The sequence below is a fragment of the Mycolicibacterium holsaticum DSM 44478 = JCM 12374 genome, assembly GCF_019645835.1.
In the GTDB taxonomy this organism is placed as follows: domain Bacteria; phylum Actinomycetota; class Actinomycetes; order Mycobacteriales; family Mycobacteriaceae; genus Mycobacterium; species Mycobacterium holsaticum.
Genome location: NZ_CP080998.1, coordinates 1,175,898 through 1,190,360, shown reverse-complemented (window position 1 = coordinate 1,190,360; position 14,463 = coordinate 1,175,898). Strand labels below are relative to the sequence as shown.

Here is a 14,463-nt window from a genome sequence, read left to right as displayed (position 1 = left end):
AGGCGTCGGTTCCCGAATTGCCGGGCCATTCACAGAAAAACCTTACCCGGCGCTGCCCCAGCTCGGGCGACGATCTAAATTGCATATCCGTGGGCGAAAACGAGGATGTCCTAGTAACTGTTGACCGCGGTGTCGGCCTGATCACGCTCAACCGGCCCAAGGCGATCAACTCGCTGAACCACCACATGGTCACCGTGATGGCGCAGGTGCTGACCCGGTGGGAAGGCGACGACGCGGTCCGCGCGGTGGTGGTCGACGGCGCCGGGGAGCGCGGCCTGTGCGCGGGCGGCGACATCGTGGCTATCTACCACAGCGCCATCGCCGACGGCCCCGAAAAAGGCGCCGAAGCGCGGCAGTTCTGGTACGACGAGTATCTGCTCAACGCCCACATCGGGCGCTTCGGCAAGCCGTACGTCGCGCTGATGGACGGCATCGTGATGGGCGGCGGCGTCGGGATCAGCGCACACGGACGTGTCCGGATCGCCACCGACACCACGAAGATGGCGATGCCCGAAGTCGGCATCGGTTTCATCCCCGACGTGGGCGGCACCTGGATTCTGTCGCGGGCACCCGGCCGACTCGGCCTGCACGCCGCGCTGACCGGCGTCACGTTCAACGGCGCCGACGCGATCGCGATGGGCTTCGCTGACCACTACGTCCCCCACGACAAGCTGCCGTCCTTCAAGGACACGCTGCTGCGCGAGGGCATCGACGCCGCGCTGGCCGCCCACGTGTCCGACCCGCCCGCCAGTGCGCTTGCCGCACAACGCGGCTGGATCGACGAATGCTATGCCGGGGAGACCGCCACCGATATCGTCGCCGCGCTGCGCAGCCACGGCGGGCCCGCCGTCGAGGCCGCCGACCTCATCGAAGGCCGCTCCCCGATCTCGGTGTCGGTGGCACTGGAAGCGGTCCGCCGGGCCGCCAAACTCGGCACACTGGAAGACGTGCTGCGCCAGGAGTACCGGACCTCGTGCGCGTCGCTGCGCAGCCACGATCTCGTCGAGGGCATCCGCGCCCAGGTCATCGACAAGGACCGCAACCCGAAATGGTCGCCGGCGTCGCTGGCGGCCGTCACCCCCGCCGACGTCGAAGCCTATTTCGCGCCGGCCGATCGTGAACTGGAGTTCTCATGAGCTACGAGACCATTCTGGTCACCCGTGATGACCGCGTCGGCACCATCACGCTGAACCGGCCGAAGGCGCTCAACGCGCTCAACAGCCAGGTGATGCACGAAGTCACCACTGCCGCAGCAGAATTCGACACCGATCCGGGCATCGGCGCGATCGTTCTCACCGGTAACGAGAAGGCGTTCGCGGCGGGCGCCGACATCAAGGAGATGGCCAGCCTGACGTTTGCCGACGTCTTCGCCAGCGACTTCTTCGCCGCGTGGGGCAAGTTCGCCGCGACGCGCACACCGACGATCGCCGCGGTGGCCGGTTACGCGCTGGGCGGTGGATGTGAGCTGGCGATGATGTGCGACGTGCTGATCGCCGCCGACTCCGCCAAGTTCGGTCAGCCCGAGATCAAGCTCGGTGTGCTGCCGGGAATGGGCGGCTCGCAGCGGCTGACCCGCGCCATCGGCAAGGCCAAGGCCATGGACCTGATCCTGACCGGCCGCAACATGGAGGCCGAGGAGGCCGAGCGCGCCGGGTTGGTGTCGCGCGTGGTGCCCGCTGACACGCTGCTCGACGAGGCGAACGCGGTGGCCAAGACCATCGCCGGGATGTCGCTTTCGGCGTCGCGGATGGCCAAGGAGGCCGTCAACCGCGCGTTCGAGAGCACCCTCGCCGAAGGACTCCTCTACGAACGCAGGCTTTTCCACTCCGCGTTCGCCACCGACGACCAGACCGAAGGCATGAACGCGTTCACCGAGAAACGCCCCCCGAACTTCACCCACCGCTAATCTGCCTGGGTGACAGATACCCGCGACGCAGCCGCGGACGCCGACCAGCAGCAGGTGACGCCGGACGAGCCGGCCCGCAAGCCGTGGTGGGAGCGCCACTACACATTCACCGGAACCGCGCTGGGCCTGGTGTTCATCTGGTTCTCGTTGACGCCGTCGTTGTTGCCGCGCGGGCCGCTGTTTCAGGGTCTTGTCAGCGGGGCGGCGGGAGCCACCGGCTATGGCATCGGGGTGTTCGTGGTCTGGCTGGTGCGGTACATGGGCTCCAAGGACAGCAGCCCGCCCGCGCCACGGCTGGCCTGGATCGGGCTGGTGGTCGTCGGAATCGTCGGCCAGGTTCTGATGATCATCTACTTCCATGTCTGGCAGGACGAGGTCCGCGATCTCGTCGGGGTGCCGCGGATGGGGTTCTGGGACCATCCACTGACCGCCGTGCTGTCGATCGTCGTGCTGTTCATGCTCGTCGAGATCGGCCAGCTGATCGGCAGGTTGGTGCGCTTCCTGGTTCGGCAACTCAATCGCTTCGCGCCGCCGCGGGTTTCGGCGGTCGTGGTGGTGGCTCTGTTGGTGGCGTTGAGCATTGCCCTGCTCAACGGCGTGGTGGTGCGCTTCGCGATGAGCACCATCAACAAGACGTTCTCGGCGGTCAACGACGAGACCGACCCTGACTTCGCGGCGCCGACGTCGACGTTGCGATCCGGCGGACCCCAGTCGTTGGACAGCTGGGAGTCGTTGGGGCATCAAGGCCGGGTATTCGTATCGTCGGGCCCGACGGTCGAACAGCTCACCGAGTTCAACGGGGCGCCGGCGACCGAACCGATCCGCGCCTACGCCGGGTTGCACTCCGCGGACGGCATCAAGGCCACCGCCCAGCTGGCGGCCGAAGAGTTGAGGCGCACAGGCGGACTGGACCGTGCAGTGGTCGCCGTCGCCACCACCACCGGCACCGGCTGGATCAACGACGCCGAGGCTTCCGCGCTGGAGTACATGTACAACGGTGACACCGCGATCGTGTCCATGCAGTACTCGTTCCTGCCCAGTTGGCTGTCGTTTCTGGTGGACAAGGAGAACGCCCGCCAGGCCGGGCAGGCGCTGTTCGAGGCCGTCGACGGGTTGATCCGCGAGATGCCCGAGGCGCAGCGCCCGAAGCTGGTGGTGTTCGGCGAGAGCCTCGGCTCGTTCGGTGGTGAGGCGCCCTTCCTTGCCCTCAACAACCTCATCGCCCGCACCGACGGCGCGCTGTTCTCGGGCCCGACGTTCAACAACACCATCTGGAACCAGCTCACCAGGGAGCGCGATCCGGGGTCACCGATGTGGCTGCCGATCTACGACGACGGTGAGAACGTCCGGTTCTCGGCCAGGGCGGAAGACCTCGCCAGGCCCGACGCGCCTTGGGGCGCACCGCGTGTCGTGTACCTGCAGCACGCCTCCGACCCCATCGCCTGGTGGAACCCGGATCTGCTGTTCGCCGAACCGGATTGGCTGCGCGAGCCCAAAGGTTACGACGTATCGGGGCGCATGCAGTGGATCCCGATCGTGACGTTCCTTCAGGTGTCGGCGGATATGGCCGTCGCCGTCGATGTGCCCGACGGGCACGGCCACGTCTACGTCAGGGACGTCGCGAACGCGTGGGCGGCCATCCTGGAACCGCCGGGATGGACGGCGGAGAAGACCGAGAAACTGCGTCCGCTGTTGAGCAGCAACGAAAGCACCTAGACCGGAACGTTTTCGGCCTTCAACGCCTGATATCCGCCGATCACGTCGGTGGCGCGGTGCAACCCGAGGTCCTGTAGCGCCGCGGCGGCCAGGCTCGAGGTGTACCCCTGCGAGCACAACACCACCCACTCCACGTCGTCGTCGACGGCCCGCGGCAGCCTTGCGTCGCTGGTCGGATCGCAACGCCACTCCAGCACGTTGCGCTCGATCACCAGCGCGGCGGCGACGTCACCCTCCAGGTCCCGCTGGGCCTGCGGGCGGATGTCCACCAGCACCGCCCCCCGTGCCAGCGCGGCGGGCACCTCCCGCGCGGGCAGTCGCCGCAGCCGGGCGCGGGCGTCGGCGAGTATCCGGTCGATGCGGCTCGATGTCACGTTCATCCCTCCGGGCCGTCGGTGAGCTCGGTACGCCTGCGGCGCAGCGTGTTCCGATGCGTCACGTCGTAGTACGACATCGCGGTCAGGGGCGGCGAATAGGCGTGCACGCTCAACGTGGGGGCCGACGCGTCACGATCTGGCGCCCACACCACGTCGTGCACCCAGCCAAGGGGGAACGCCGCCTGATCACCCGCGGACAACCGACGGTGCCGCAGCGCCGAACCGTCCCAACGGGTTTCGCGCAGCGCGCCGGACACCACGGTCAGCGCACCCAGCGAGCCGCCGTGGTCGTGCAACTCAGTTGAGCGGTCCGGCACCCAGCTGATCAACCAGATGTCGAGTTCGTCATCGCCGTGCAGTCGGGTGAACCAGCGTTCGTCGCGCGGCGGCCCGCTGGCTGCCAGCAGCCCGTCATGGTGGCCGCTGAGCACCTCGTCGGCGGCACGGTCGGTGGCCTGCAGCAGATCGGGAAGCCGCAGCCGGGTGGGCGCGGAGACGGCGGGCGCTGTCGACGGCAGCACTGCAGAGGTATGCATGAGAACTCCAGAGGTGACGAGGCATGGGGGGCGACGGCGTCAAGCCGCGCAACACCACTGCGATCCGGTCGTCATGTCGGCCAGTGTGGCACCCAATCCGGCGCGCGGCGACGGCCCGGCGCCCGCGCCGCCGACGCTGAAGACAAACCCACTGTTCAAGGCGCTCGATGCGGCGGTTCGGCCAAAACTCACCGTGAGCAGAACCTCGGCGGACCGCGCGACCAGCCGGGTACGCGGCAATCGTCTCGTTTGCGCATCGTCCGTATTGACGTTGCTGGCCGACTTTTAGTATTCATCTTGAGCGTCAATTACTGGGAGAAATTGCCCGTCTTGATCGCTGCGCGGCGTGTCATACCGGTGATGCCGACCATAACCAGACCTCGATGGCGTCCAGATTTGCGAGCTGACCACATATCAGCACAAATTGCTGGCGCTTGGTTTGCTACTGATCCCAGCCCCTGCTGCCCGATCCAGCCGAAGGGAAAACTCGAACTAGCCCGGCAGGCGATTTTGTCGAACATCCGAGTCGCTAGGAAAAGTCCTCGAAATTGTGCTAATCATATGTTGCTCACTGTTAGCAGTTGATTAGCCATGACATCCGAGGGCTTCCTCACCACCCGAAGGGATCGACACTGCCGATGGCCAAGCACACGCGCTCCGGACATGCCAAGGACAAGACGTCGCTGTTCAGAGCCGCTGCCTTGACCAGCGGTGTGCTGGTGGCCGCCGGCGGGGGCGCCGTCGCCGGGCCGTCGACCGCGGCCGCGGAGACCTCGGCGCCGTCGTCGACGCAGACCGTCAGCGATTCGCTGTTCGGCTTCGGCGCGTTCGTGCCGTCGATCCTCGGGCTCACGCCGCAAGGCGGCACCCCCTACTCGCCCGATCTGTACGAAAACCCCGACAGCAGGGTGATGTTCGGCTGGACCAGGTACCTGCCGCCGTCACCGGTGGCGCCGTCGGGCAACGCCAACACGCCCCTGTTCGACTGGACGGCCGTGATCCCCAAACCCCCAGCGGCCAACAATCCGCTGTTCGGCTGGACCATGTCCGTGCCGGGCGCCGACGGCTTGTCCGGCGGTAACGGGTCCGCGTCGGGCACGCCGTTCGCCGGAAGCCTCGCCGGAGGCAAAGCCGTGTTCCAGAACGTGGCGGTGGCGATGAGCTCGGCGTTCCAGACCGGCTTCAAGACGCTGTTTCACAACGGCACCGAGCCCGGCGAGAACGGCGGCCTGCTGATCGGCAACGGCGCCGACGGCGGCCCCGGTCAGAACGGCGGTCGAGGCGGGCTGCTCTTCGGCAGCGGCGGCAACGGCGGTGCCGGCGTCGCGGGCGTCAACAACGGCAGGGGCGGAAACGGCGGCAGCGCCGGCCTGTGGGGCGACGGCGGCGCAGGCGGTGCGGGCGCCAGCATCACCACCGCAGACGGTGACGTCATCGCAGGCGACGGTGGAAACGGCGGAAACTCCGGGCTTTTCCACGGCAACGCCGGCGTCGGCGGCGCAGGCGGGGACGCCGCCAGCGTGTCCGGTAACGCTCAGGGCGGCCGAGGTGGTCACGGCGGCAACAACACATGGCTGGGCAGCGCAGGGCTCGGCGGCGAGGGTGGCAGCGCCACCAGCGACAGCGGCACCGCGACCGGCGGCGCGGGCGGTGACGGCGGCAATGCCGGGTGGCTGTTCGGCTGGGCGGGCGGCGGCGGCGCAGGCGGCGCGGCCACCAGCAACACCAACACCGCCACGGGTGGTGACGGCGGCAGCGGCGGCAACATCGGCATCGAAGGTGCCGGCGGCACCGGCGGCGACGGCGGCGCAGCGCAGACCAACGAGGGCACCGCGACCGGAGGTGACGGCGGCGACGGCGGCAGTTCGTTCTTCAACGGCACCGCGGGCGACGGCGGCACCGGCGGTGACGCGCAGGCCGGGACCGGTACGGCCACTGGCGGCGACGGCGGCGACGCGGGTTCCGGCGGGATCGACGGCCAGGGCGGCGACGGCGGCGACGGCGGCAACGCCGAAGTCGACGAGGGCGAAGCCAACGGCGGCAACGGCGGCAGGGGCGGCAGCAGCGGCCTGATGCAGGACGGCGGCGACGGCGGCGACGGCGGCGACGGCACCGCGGGCACGGGCACCGGTAACGGCGGCAACGGCGGGACCGGCGGATCGACCAGTTGGGCCAACGGATACCAGGGCGGCAGGGGCGGTGACGGCGGCGACGGCACCGCGACCACCGGCGTCGGCAACGGCGGTGACGGCGGCAACGGTGGTCGTGACGGTCTGGGCGCCGCCGACGGCCCTGGCGGATCGGGCGGCACCGGCTCCGGTTCCGATGGCGGCAACGACGGCTCCGACGGGGCCGACGGGTAGCGATTGCATAGATTGGCGGGCATGCGCTCGCACTTTCGGCAGGCCTTCGCGGTGACCTCGGTGATCGTCGGCCTCGGTATCGTCACGGCCTGTTCCTCGGGCACCGAGCCCGAGCCCACGTCGTCACCGACGTCCACGCCCTCGGCCAGGTCCGAAACCCCGACGGCCGCGCCCGGCTCCGTGGCGGTCTCCCCCGGCGGCGTGACCACGGCCGTCGGCGCACCTGCCGACTCGACCGAGGACGAGTACTACAAGGCGTGCACCGCCGCGCGGGAGTGGATGGAGCAGCAGGGCGGCGACCCGCAGCAGCAGATCGAGCCGTACCTGGGCATGCTGCAGTCGTCGGATTCGGCCGGCCCCGGCACCTACGGCACCCCGTGGTCACAGTTGGACCCGCCGCGGCAGGCCGCCGTCATCGTCGCGGCCCGCGCCGCCGCCGACGCCCTCTGTAGCTGAGCCTGCCGAAGCGGGACAATGGCGGGATGGCTGACAAGCGTGTCGCGCTGTCACTCGGCAGCGGGGGTGCGCGCGGATACGCCCACATCGGTGTCATCGGCGAACTGCAGGAGCGCGGCTACGACATCGTCGGGATCGCCGGTTCGTCGATGGGTGCGCTCGTCGGCGGGCTGCAAGCGGCCGACAAACTCGAGCAGTTCGCCGAATGGGCCCGGGGGCTGACCCAGGGCGCGGTGCTGCGGCTGTTGGATCCTTCGATCACCGCCGCCGGTGTGCTGCGGGCCACCAAGATCCTCGACGCCGTGCGCGACATCCTCGGTGACGTCCGCATCGAAGACCTTCCGATCCCCTACACGGCGGTCACGACGGATCTGATCGCGGGCAAGTCGGTGTGGCTGCAGCGCGGTCCGGTCGACGCGGCGATCCGGGCGTCGATCGCGATTCCCGGTGTAATCGCACCGCATGTGCTCGACGGCCGACTGCTCGCCGACGGCGGAATCCTCGACCCGCTTCCGATGGCGCCGATCGCCGCCGTCAACGCCGACCTCACGATCGCAGTGTCGTTGGCGGGCAGTGAATCCGGCGGTTCCGACGACGTGGCCGACGCCGGGCCCAGGACCACCGAGTTCCTGGCCAAGATGTGGCGCAGCACGGCGTCGCTGTTCGACACCAGCGCGGTGCGGAGCCGCGCGGGATCCGACACCGACGACAGCGACGCGGAACTGATCGACGCGACCAAGGAAGCGGCGGTGCCCAAACTCGGCAGCTTCGAGGTGATGAACCGCACCATCGACATCGCCCAGGCGGCGCTGGCCCGCCATCAGCTGGCCAACTATCCGCCCGACCTGCTGATCGAAGTGCCGCGCAGCGCGTGCCGCAGCCTGGAATTCCACCGTGCCGCCGAGGTGATCGAGGTCGGCCGAACGTTGGCCGCCGCCGCGCTCGACGAGCTCGAAACCCGTTCGGCCGAAGACTGATTCAGCGTGCCAGGAAGTCGGCCACGTCGGCGGCCACCCGCCTGCCCTGCCGCCGGCCCGCCGAAGCGGACGGTATCCGGCATCGTGGATCGAGCGGGTCCTTGCCGAACGCCGTCAACGCCTCGTCGTCGGCGAACACCGCGAACGTCTTTCCGTCGAACGCGTTGATCTCCTCGAACGTGTTGACGCCGAACGGTGCCGGCGTGAACTCACCCTGCGGGACCAGAACCACCGCGACGTCGCAATCGGCGGCCAGCGCCATGTTCACCGAGCTGCCGACGCCGCCGTCCATGAAGCGGCGGTTGCCGATCGTCACCGGTGGCCACACCGCAGGCACCGCGCAGCTGGCGGCGACCGCGTCGACCAGCTCGACCCCCGACGTCCGCTCGAATGCCACCAGATCGCCGGTGGCGATGTCGATCGCGCTGATGCGCAGTTGTCGGTCCGGCCAGTCGTGGCTGGGCAGCCGGTGGGCGATCACCTCTCGACGGACGGGTTCGGCCACCGTCGGCGTCGACGCCGCGATGGCGCCGATCCGTTGCAGCTTCTCGGCTTTGGTGCCGGGCTGGGTCACCGCGGTGAGGAACAGCTCGGTGATGTCGTCGATACCTGCGCTCGGGGTGAGCTCGGCCGACGTCGCAGATGTCTGCCGTTCGTACAAGGCCTCCAGGCTCAATCCGCTGGACAGCTGCGCGGCGACGGTCGAGCCCGCCGAGGTGCCGACCAGCACATCCGAATCGACCAGCGCCCTGGCGGTCTCCGGTGACTCGTCGGCGATACCGGTCAGAATTCCGGTCTCCCAGGCGATACCGGCCAGCCCACCGCCGGCCAGCACCAACGCCCGCTTCGTCACAGACGGCGAGTGTGCCAGATTTACCATCGAGAAAGCTAACAATGGATAGTTTGCGCGCACACGGATAACTTCACGTAATTCAGGTAATTGCGACAGTGCAATCTTTCATTTCGCTTCGCGGATAGGCCAACGGTAGTATGTTTTGCGCAGATTTCGTATGTCTGCTGATGGTGACTTACAGCCGCCCGCCGACCGTTACGGGGTTCTGCTAACGCAGGGAACTTTTTACACGACCGGCATGCAGCTGGCGAATATCGCAGTTGTGCTGCCGTTTATCTGTGCCGAGTACGGAAATTTGTGGGCTGCGGCGTTGGTGTTCCCCGCCTACTGCATCGGCGCGATTCTCGGGAACTCAATGTCGCCGTTTGTTCTTGAACGCTCACGGCACCAGAGACATCTCGTTCTGGCGGGAACCTCCCTGGCCATGGCGGCATTGTTGGTGATCAATGGATTGGCGGCTGTGACGGGATTGGGAATCGCTCCGATATTTCTGGCCACGTCGGTGACGCTCGGCGTTGCCAGCGGACTAGCAAGGATCGCTTTCTCTGATGTGCTTTCCAGCAAATTAAACGAAATTCGTCGGGGCGATCTCATACTGAACCAAAGCGCCGTCGGGGCGGTGGTAGCCATTGTGGCCGTGGTATTGGTGTTACCGATTCTGGAAAGCAAGGACCCACTCGCGGGCCACGTCGACCTGCTGTGGCTGGGCACCGCGGGATTGGTGGCCGCCGCGGTCGCCGGGGTCTACATCGGGCCCATCCATTCGCATTCGGCGCGGGCGGTGCGGCGTTTACGCGACGTTTATCGGGAAGGTGTCGCCATCGCGCGTAGCCACCATTGGTTTCGCCGCTACGTCGCCGTCCAACTGTTGTTCGTGCCGATCGCCCTTAGCACGACGTTCTACAGCCTGTACACGGCCGAAGATCATGCCGACGAGAGCGGAACCCTGCACATCCTGGTGATCGCCACCAGCGCGGGCCTGATCGTCGGAGCGATTCTGTGGGGCTTCGTGCACCGCACCAGGTTCGCGGCGCGCGGCATGCTGGTCGCCAGCGCACTGGTCAGTTCGAGCGCAGCGGTGCTCTGCATCGTGGGCGAAGCAATCGAATCCTGGTCCGACCCGTGGGTACACGGCGTCGTCATCCTGATGGCGACGGTGGCCAACCAGGCCATCGTCGCCGCCGCGACCACGTGGATCAACATCTTCGCCGCCGAACACGAGCGCGCGACCCTGTTGGGGTTCTCCGCGGTCCTTGTCGCCGTCGCCACCGCCGGACTCGGCGTCGCACTGGGCGGAATCGCCCACAATTCGTCGGCGATCTGGCCCGTCGTGGTCTTGCTGCTGATGAACGTGATCGCGTTGCCCGCCGCGCTGCACGCGCCGATGCGCGCGTAACTCGGTCAACCCAGGTGCGGGGCCGCCCTACCGCTGATCAGCGGAAGGTCCAGATAGGTCGCGATGCCGGGAGCGGCCGCGCACACCGCAGGGATGGAGTTCACGCAGTGCGCGGCGGTGCCCACGACGCCGTATTCCGGTCCCTGACCGCCGACCTCGGACTGAAAACCCTTGATGCTCACGGTGATATCGGGGTTACCCCGCACCTCGATCTCGTAGCGCTGACCTTCGGGGCCGAAGGTCCACGCCGGGTCGAGGTTGTCCTCACCCATCAGCCAGTTCACCGTGATCCGCACGACGGGTTCCCCGTCGACCAGCGCCTCCCAGTGGAACCTACGGCCTGCGACCTGTCCCGGCTCGATCTCGCCGATCGGCGACGGGATCGGCGCCGTGGCGACCGCGATCTCCTGTGTCGAGCGGACTTTCGGTTCGGCGCGGAACCCCATCTTGTCGACGCACATCTTGACCGCCTGGATGAAGCCGCCGTCGAGCAGCTTCTGCATCGGGCCGCTGAGCGCTTTGTCCGGTACCTCGCCGAAACCCATCACATGGCGGACCACGTCCGGCGCCTCATAGGTGCGCAGATCCGAGAACTCTTCGGCCCGAACAAATGTCACGCCCGTCGACATGATCGAGAACATCAGTGGAAACTTCTCGCTGATGCCGCCTGGTGCGATGCCGGTGCCGTGCAGCGTCGCGTTGCCCTCCAGCGCCGCGGCAAGCAACGGCGCGGCCTGCCGTTCACTCGGGTAGACCCAGCCGACGGGGGTCACCACATTCTTGCCGGACCGCAACAGCGCGGCCACCTCGTCCGGATTGGGCAGCAACGGGGTATAGACGACCGCGTCGGCGTCCAGCGCGAGGATGTCGTCGATGCTGTCGGTGGCCGTCACGCCCAGCGGTTCGGCGCCGATGAGCTCGCCGACATCCTTGCCGGCCTTGTCCGGTGAGTGCACCCAGCAGCCGGCGAGTTCGAGGTCGGGGTGTTCGAGTACCCCCTTGATGGCCGCGACGCCGACCCCTCCGGTGGCCCATTGCACGACCCGAAACCCCATATCGCCTCCTGAGAAAACTAGAACACGTTCTACTCTTTGTACCCCTCTACCCCGCCGAGCAGACGCAAACTCGCACTATTCGTGCCGGGAATGGACGACTCTGCGTCTGCTCGTGGCATTAGGGTTGACCCGGACTTCGCCGCAGTGAAAGGAACACGAAATGCCAAACAAGGTCTACGTCGTCGGCGTCGGGATGACGAAGTTCGAGAAGCCCGGCCGCCGCGAGGGCTGGGACTACCCGCAGATGGCCAAGGAGTCCGGCACCAAGGCACTCGAGGACGCCGGCATCGACTACTCCGAAGTCCAGCAGGGGTTTGTCGGCTACGTCACGGGCGACTCGACGTCGGGCAACCGCGCGCTCTACGAGCTCGGCATGACCGGTATTCCGATCGTCAACGTCAACAACAACTGTTCGACGGGTTCCACCGCGCTGTTCCTCGCCGCGCAGACCATCCGCGGCGGGCTCGCCGACTGTGCGATCGCGCTCGGCTTCGAGAAGATGCAGCCCGGATCGTTGAAGGGCGGCCACGATGACCGCGAGTCGCCGATGGGCAAGCATGTCGCGGCGATGGCCGAGATCGACGAGTTCGCGTTTCCGGTGGCGCCGTGGATGTTCGGCGCGGCCGGCCGTGAGCACATGCGTCAATATGGCAGCACCGCCGAACATTTCGCGAAGATCGGGCTGAAGAACCACAAGCATTCGGTGAACAACCCGTACGCCCAGTTCCAGGAGGAGTACACCCTCGAGGACATTCTGGCGGCGAAGATGATCTCCGACCCGCTGACCAAGCTGCAGTGCTCCCCCACCTCCGACGGTTCGGGTGCGGCGATCGTGGCCAGCGAGGCGTTCGTCGACAAGCACAACCTGGCCGGCCAGGCCGTGGAGATCGTCGGCCAGGCGATGACCACCGATTTCCAGTCGTCCTTCGACGGCACCGCCAAGAACCTCATCGGCTACGACATGAACGTGCAAGCCGCACAGCAGGTTTACGAGCAGTCCGGGCTCGGGCCTGCCGACTTCCAGGTGATCGAGCTACACGACTGCTTCTCGGCCAACGAGTTGCTGCTCTACGAGGCGCTGGGGCTGTGCGCTGAAGGCGAGGCGCCGAAGCTGATCGACAACAACGACACCACCTACGGCGGGCGCTGGGTCGTCAACCCGTCCGGCGGGCTGATCTCCAAGGGCCATCCGCTCGGGGCGACGGGGCTGGCGCAGTGCTCCGAGTTGACGTGGCAACTGCGCGGTACCGCCGACAAGCGTCAGGTCGAGGGTGTCACCGCCGCGCTGCAGCACAACATCGGGCTCGGCGGCGCGGCGGTCGTGACCGCGTATCAGCGCGCCGAGCGCTGATGAGGGATCATTGACCCCATGCGGACCACTTGGACCATCGCCGGGGCGGCGGCCGTCGCGTACGCAGCGATCGCCGCGCCGGCCGGGATCGCGGTAGCCGATGACGGCGAGTCGGCGCAGGAAGTGATCAACAAGCTGCAGGACAAGGGCTACAACGTCACCATCGACAAGATCGGCACGGCCCCGATGTCGGAGTGCGTGGTCACCAGCGTGCGTAACCCGCAGCAGTTCACCCAGTTGATGCCGCTGCTCGGGGGCAGAAACGACGGCGTGCTCTTTCCGGTGACGATCAGCCAACCGATCTCGGTCTCGCTGGACTGCCGCCGCCACTAGGGATTTCGGTGTACTAGACGGCGGCCGGCTCCAACTCGGGGACGTCGGGGATCACGATCGGATCGGTCGCCACGAAGTCCGCGTACATCAGCGGTGTGGCCGTGGCCACCTTGTAGACGGTGATGGCGCCGGTGTAGTCGGCGACGTGCAGACGACCCCCGCCTGCGCCCACCGCGACGCTCGACGGCCGGGAACCCACCGTGATCGTGTCGATGACCTTGTGGGTGAGCGTGCACAGCACCTCGACCCGGTCGTAGTCGACGACGTACGCGCGGGTCCTGTCCGCGCCCATGGCCAGTTGGGTCGGTGCGCCGCCGAGTTGGACGGTCCCGGTGATCCTGCCGGTCGCCATGGGGATCACATGCACGACGCCGCCGCGGGCACGATCCGATGTCAGCACGTACGCGGCACCGTCGGCGACGGCGATGTCACGGATCGGTGCGCCGATCTGCACCGCGCGGTCGACGCGCGCGGTCTCCACGTTGACGACGACGAGCGCGCTGCCTCGGGCGTCGGTGGTGCCCACGTACAGGCGCTTACCGGCGGCGTCGACCTCGACCGCGTCGATACCGATGCCCGCACCCGTGGCGATCTCGATGGTGCCCATGCGCTCTGCGGGCACGTCGATGACGGCGACGTCGGCGTAGCCGTCACCGGTGCGACCGGCAAACACCCGCTTGCCGTCGGGGCTGACGGTCAGCGCCGTGACGCTGAAAGCGAGGTCGTAGGTAGCAATGACGCTCTTGGCCGTGAGATCGACCACCGCGACCTCGTCATGGGTCCACGATGAGGTGCTGACGTAGGCGCGGTCGTCGGCGACGGCCACCGCGACCGGTTCGCCCGGCACCGCGATGATGCTCTCCACGGCCAGCGTGGCCGCGTTGAGCACCGCAATGCTGTCGTCGCCGTAGTTGGCGACCACGATCGCGCCGTCGGCCACGGCGATATCGCCGATCGGCCCGCGGCGCACGTCGACACACCCTGCCGCGCTGACGCCCGGGTCGGCGTGAACATCTTCTTTCACTTCTGAACCAGAAGTTTTCGCCCGTCTCAGGGGCGCGGCAATGTTAGCCATTTTCATTCGGTACCTCCGCCGGTATGGCGTTCACCGGCCCTAGATTGCAAGTCTTTCTACGCCTTTGGC

The 14,463-nt window shown here is 67.5% G+C and carries 15 protein-coding genes; 10 read left to right on the top strand and 5 right to left on the bottom strand.

Features of this window, described 5'->3' with window-relative positions:
• Positions 1-89: 89 nt before the first annotated feature.
• From K3U96_RS05775 to K3U96_RS05765, 3 genes are read left to right on the top strand one after another with little or no spacing between them, the layout of a single operon-like run.
• On the top strand, positions 90-1,136 hold the full coding sequence (locus tag K3U96_RS05775; RefSeq protein ID WP_220692362.1) for an enoyl-CoA hydratase/isomerase family protein: 1,047 nt from the start codon (positions 90-92) through the stop codon (positions 1,134-1,136).
• Positions 1,133-1,906, top strand: a complete 774-nt coding sequence (locus K3U96_RS05770) for an enoyl-CoA hydratase (RefSeq protein ID WP_220692361.1) — start codon at positions 1,133-1,135, stop codon at positions 1,904-1,906. The genes K3U96_RS05775 and K3U96_RS05770 overlap by 4 nt, the downstream gene beginning before the upstream one ends.
• Before the next feature lie 9 nt (positions 1,907-1,915).
• Positions 1,916-3,622: an alpha/beta hydrolase gene (locus tag K3U96_RS05765; RefSeq protein ID WP_220692360.1), complete on the top strand. Its 1,707-nt coding sequence runs from the start codon at positions 1,916-1,918 to the stop codon at positions 3,620-3,622.
• Here the strand turns inward: K3U96_RS05765 and K3U96_RS05760 are convergent.
• Together K3U96_RS05760 and K3U96_RS05755 are read right to left on the bottom strand one after the other, a co-directional pair.
• Positions 3,619-4,002, bottom strand: a complete 384-nt coding sequence (locus K3U96_RS05760; protein WP_220692359.1) for a rhodanese-like domain-containing protein — start codon at positions 4,000-4,002, stop codon at positions 3,619-3,621. The two genes, K3U96_RS05765 and K3U96_RS05760, sit on opposite strands and share 4 nt — an antisense overlap.
• Entirely contained in the window at positions 3,999-4,535 is a 537-nt protein-coding gene (locus K3U96_RS05755; protein ID WP_220692358.1) for a cysteine dioxygenase, read from the bottom strand. Before K3U96_RS05755 ends, K3U96_RS05760 begins: the two co-directional genes overlap by 4 nt.
• Positions 4,536-4,608: 73 nt before the next feature.
• On the opposite strand from K3U96_RS05755, the gene K3U96_RS05750 reads away from it, so the two are divergent.
• The 4 genes from K3U96_RS05750 (at position 4,609) to K3U96_RS05735 (ending at position 8,331) form a co-directional block, all read left to right on the top strand.
• The gene (locus tag K3U96_RS05750) at positions 4,609-4,824 is read left to right on the top strand and encodes a hypothetical protein (protein WP_220692357.1); all 216 of its coding nucleotides are present in this window, start codon (positions 4,609-4,611) and stop codon (positions 4,822-4,824) included.
• 349 nt (positions 4,825-5,173) lie between these two features.
• A complete protein-coding gene (locus K3U96_RS27035) occupies positions 5,174-6,898 on the top strand; it encodes a hypothetical protein (RefSeq protein WP_268928470.1) in 1,725 nt (574 codons plus the stop codon).
• Between the two features lie 21 nt (positions 6,899-6,919).
• On the top strand, positions 6,920-7,354 hold the full coding sequence (lpqV, locus tag K3U96_RS05740) for a lipoprotein LpqV (protein WP_220692356.1): 435 nt from the start codon (positions 6,920-6,922) through the stop codon (positions 7,352-7,354).
• A 26-nt stretch (positions 7,355-7,380) separates the two neighbouring features.
• Positions 7,381-8,331, top strand: a complete 951-nt coding sequence (locus K3U96_RS05735; RefSeq protein WP_220692355.1) for a patatin-like phospholipase family protein — start codon at positions 7,381-7,383, stop codon at positions 8,329-8,331.
• A gap of 1 nt (position 8,332) precedes the next feature.
• Here K3U96_RS05735 and K3U96_RS05730 read toward each other — a convergent pair whose 3' ends face one another.
• Complete coding sequence (locus tag K3U96_RS05730) at positions 8,333-9,211, bottom strand: patatin-like phospholipase family protein (RefSeq protein ID WP_069407196.1); 879 nt, start codon at positions 9,209-9,211, stop codon at positions 8,333-8,335.
• A 130-nt stretch (positions 9,212-9,341) separates the two neighbouring features.
• Between K3U96_RS05730 and K3U96_RS05725 the strand changes: the two genes are divergently transcribed.
• Positions 9,342-10,580 carry an MFS transporter gene (locus tag K3U96_RS05725; protein ID WP_220692354.1) on the top strand — a complete coding sequence of 413 codons (1,239 nt, stop codon included), beginning with the start codon at positions 9,342-9,344 and terminating at the stop codon, positions 10,578-10,580.
• Positions 10,581-10,585: 5 nt separating this feature from the next.
• Here K3U96_RS05725 and K3U96_RS05720 read toward each other — a convergent pair whose 3' ends face one another.
• Positions 10,586-11,635: an NAD(P)H-dependent amine dehydrogenase family protein gene (locus K3U96_RS05720; protein WP_220692353.1), complete on the bottom strand. Its 1,050-nt coding sequence runs from the start codon at positions 11,633-11,635 to the stop codon at positions 10,586-10,588.
• A gap of 160 nt (positions 11,636-11,795) precedes the next feature.
• Here K3U96_RS05720 and K3U96_RS05715 point away from each other — a divergent pair, with 160 nt between their 5' ends.
• Entirely contained in the window at positions 11,796-12,986 is a 1,191-nt protein-coding gene (locus tag K3U96_RS05715) for a lipid-transfer protein (protein ID WP_220692352.1), read from the top strand.
• An 18-nt stretch (positions 12,987-13,004) separates the two neighbouring features.
• Positions 13,005-13,319, top strand: a complete 315-nt coding sequence (locus tag K3U96_RS05710) for a hypothetical protein (RefSeq protein WP_069406264.1) — start codon at positions 13,005-13,007, stop codon at positions 13,317-13,319.
• A 13-nt stretch (positions 13,320-13,332) separates the two neighbouring features.
• Here K3U96_RS05710 and K3U96_RS05705 read toward each other — a convergent pair whose 3' ends face one another.
• The gene (locus tag K3U96_RS05705) at positions 13,333-14,343 is read right to left on the bottom strand and encodes an MmpL3/TtfA transport complex stabilizer (protein ID WP_230982378.1); all 1,011 of its coding nucleotides are present in this window, start codon (positions 14,341-14,343) and stop codon (positions 13,333-13,335) included.
• Positions 14,344-14,463 lie beyond the last annotated feature (120 nt).

Excerpts from the sequence above, each read along its gene's own strand:
- K3U96_RS05770 (WP_220692361.1), top strand. The coding sequence starts at position 1,133 with ATGAGCTACGAGACCATTCTGGTCACCCGTGATGACCGCGTCGGCACC.
- K3U96_RS05760 (WP_220692359.1), bottom strand. The coding sequence starts at position 4,002 with ATGAACGTGACATCGAGCCGCATCGACCGGATACTCGCCGACGCCCGC.
- K3U96_RS05755 (WP_220692358.1), bottom strand. The coding sequence starts at position 4,535 with ATGCATACCTCTGCAGTGCTGCCGTCGACAGCGCCCGCCGTCTCCGCG.
- K3U96_RS05750 (WP_220692357.1), top strand. The coding sequence starts at position 4,609 with ATGTCGGCCAGTGTGGCACCCAATCCGGCGCGCGGCGACGGCCCGGCG.
- K3U96_RS27035 (WP_268928470.1), top strand. The coding sequence starts at position 5,174 with ATGGCCAAGCACACGCGCTCCGGACATGCCAAGGACAAGACGTCGCTG.
- lpqV (WP_220692356.1), top strand. The coding sequence starts at position 6,920 with ATGCGCTCGCACTTTCGGCAGGCCTTCGCGGTGACCTCGGTGATCGTC.
- K3U96_RS05735 (WP_220692355.1), top strand. The coding sequence starts at position 7,381 with ATGGCTGACAAGCGTGTCGCGCTGTCACTCGGCAGCGGGGGTGCGCGC.
- K3U96_RS05730 (WP_069407196.1), bottom strand. The coding sequence starts at position 9,211 with ATGGTAAATCTGGCACACTCGCCGTCTGTGACGAAGCGGGCGTTGGTG.
- K3U96_RS05725 (WP_220692354.1), top strand. The coding sequence starts at position 9,342 with ATGTCTGCTGATGGTGACTTACAGCCGCCCGCCGACCGTTACGGGGTT.
- K3U96_RS05720 (WP_220692353.1), bottom strand. The coding sequence starts at position 11,635 with ATGGGGTTTCGGGTCGTGCAATGGGCCACCGGAGGGGTCGGCGTCGCG.
- K3U96_RS05715 (WP_220692352.1), top strand. The coding sequence starts at position 11,796 with ATGCCAAACAAGGTCTACGTCGTCGGCGTCGGGATGACGAAGTTCGAG.
- K3U96_RS05710 (WP_069406264.1), top strand. The coding sequence starts at position 13,005 with ATGCGGACCACTTGGACCATCGCCGGGGCGGCGGCCGTCGCGTACGCA.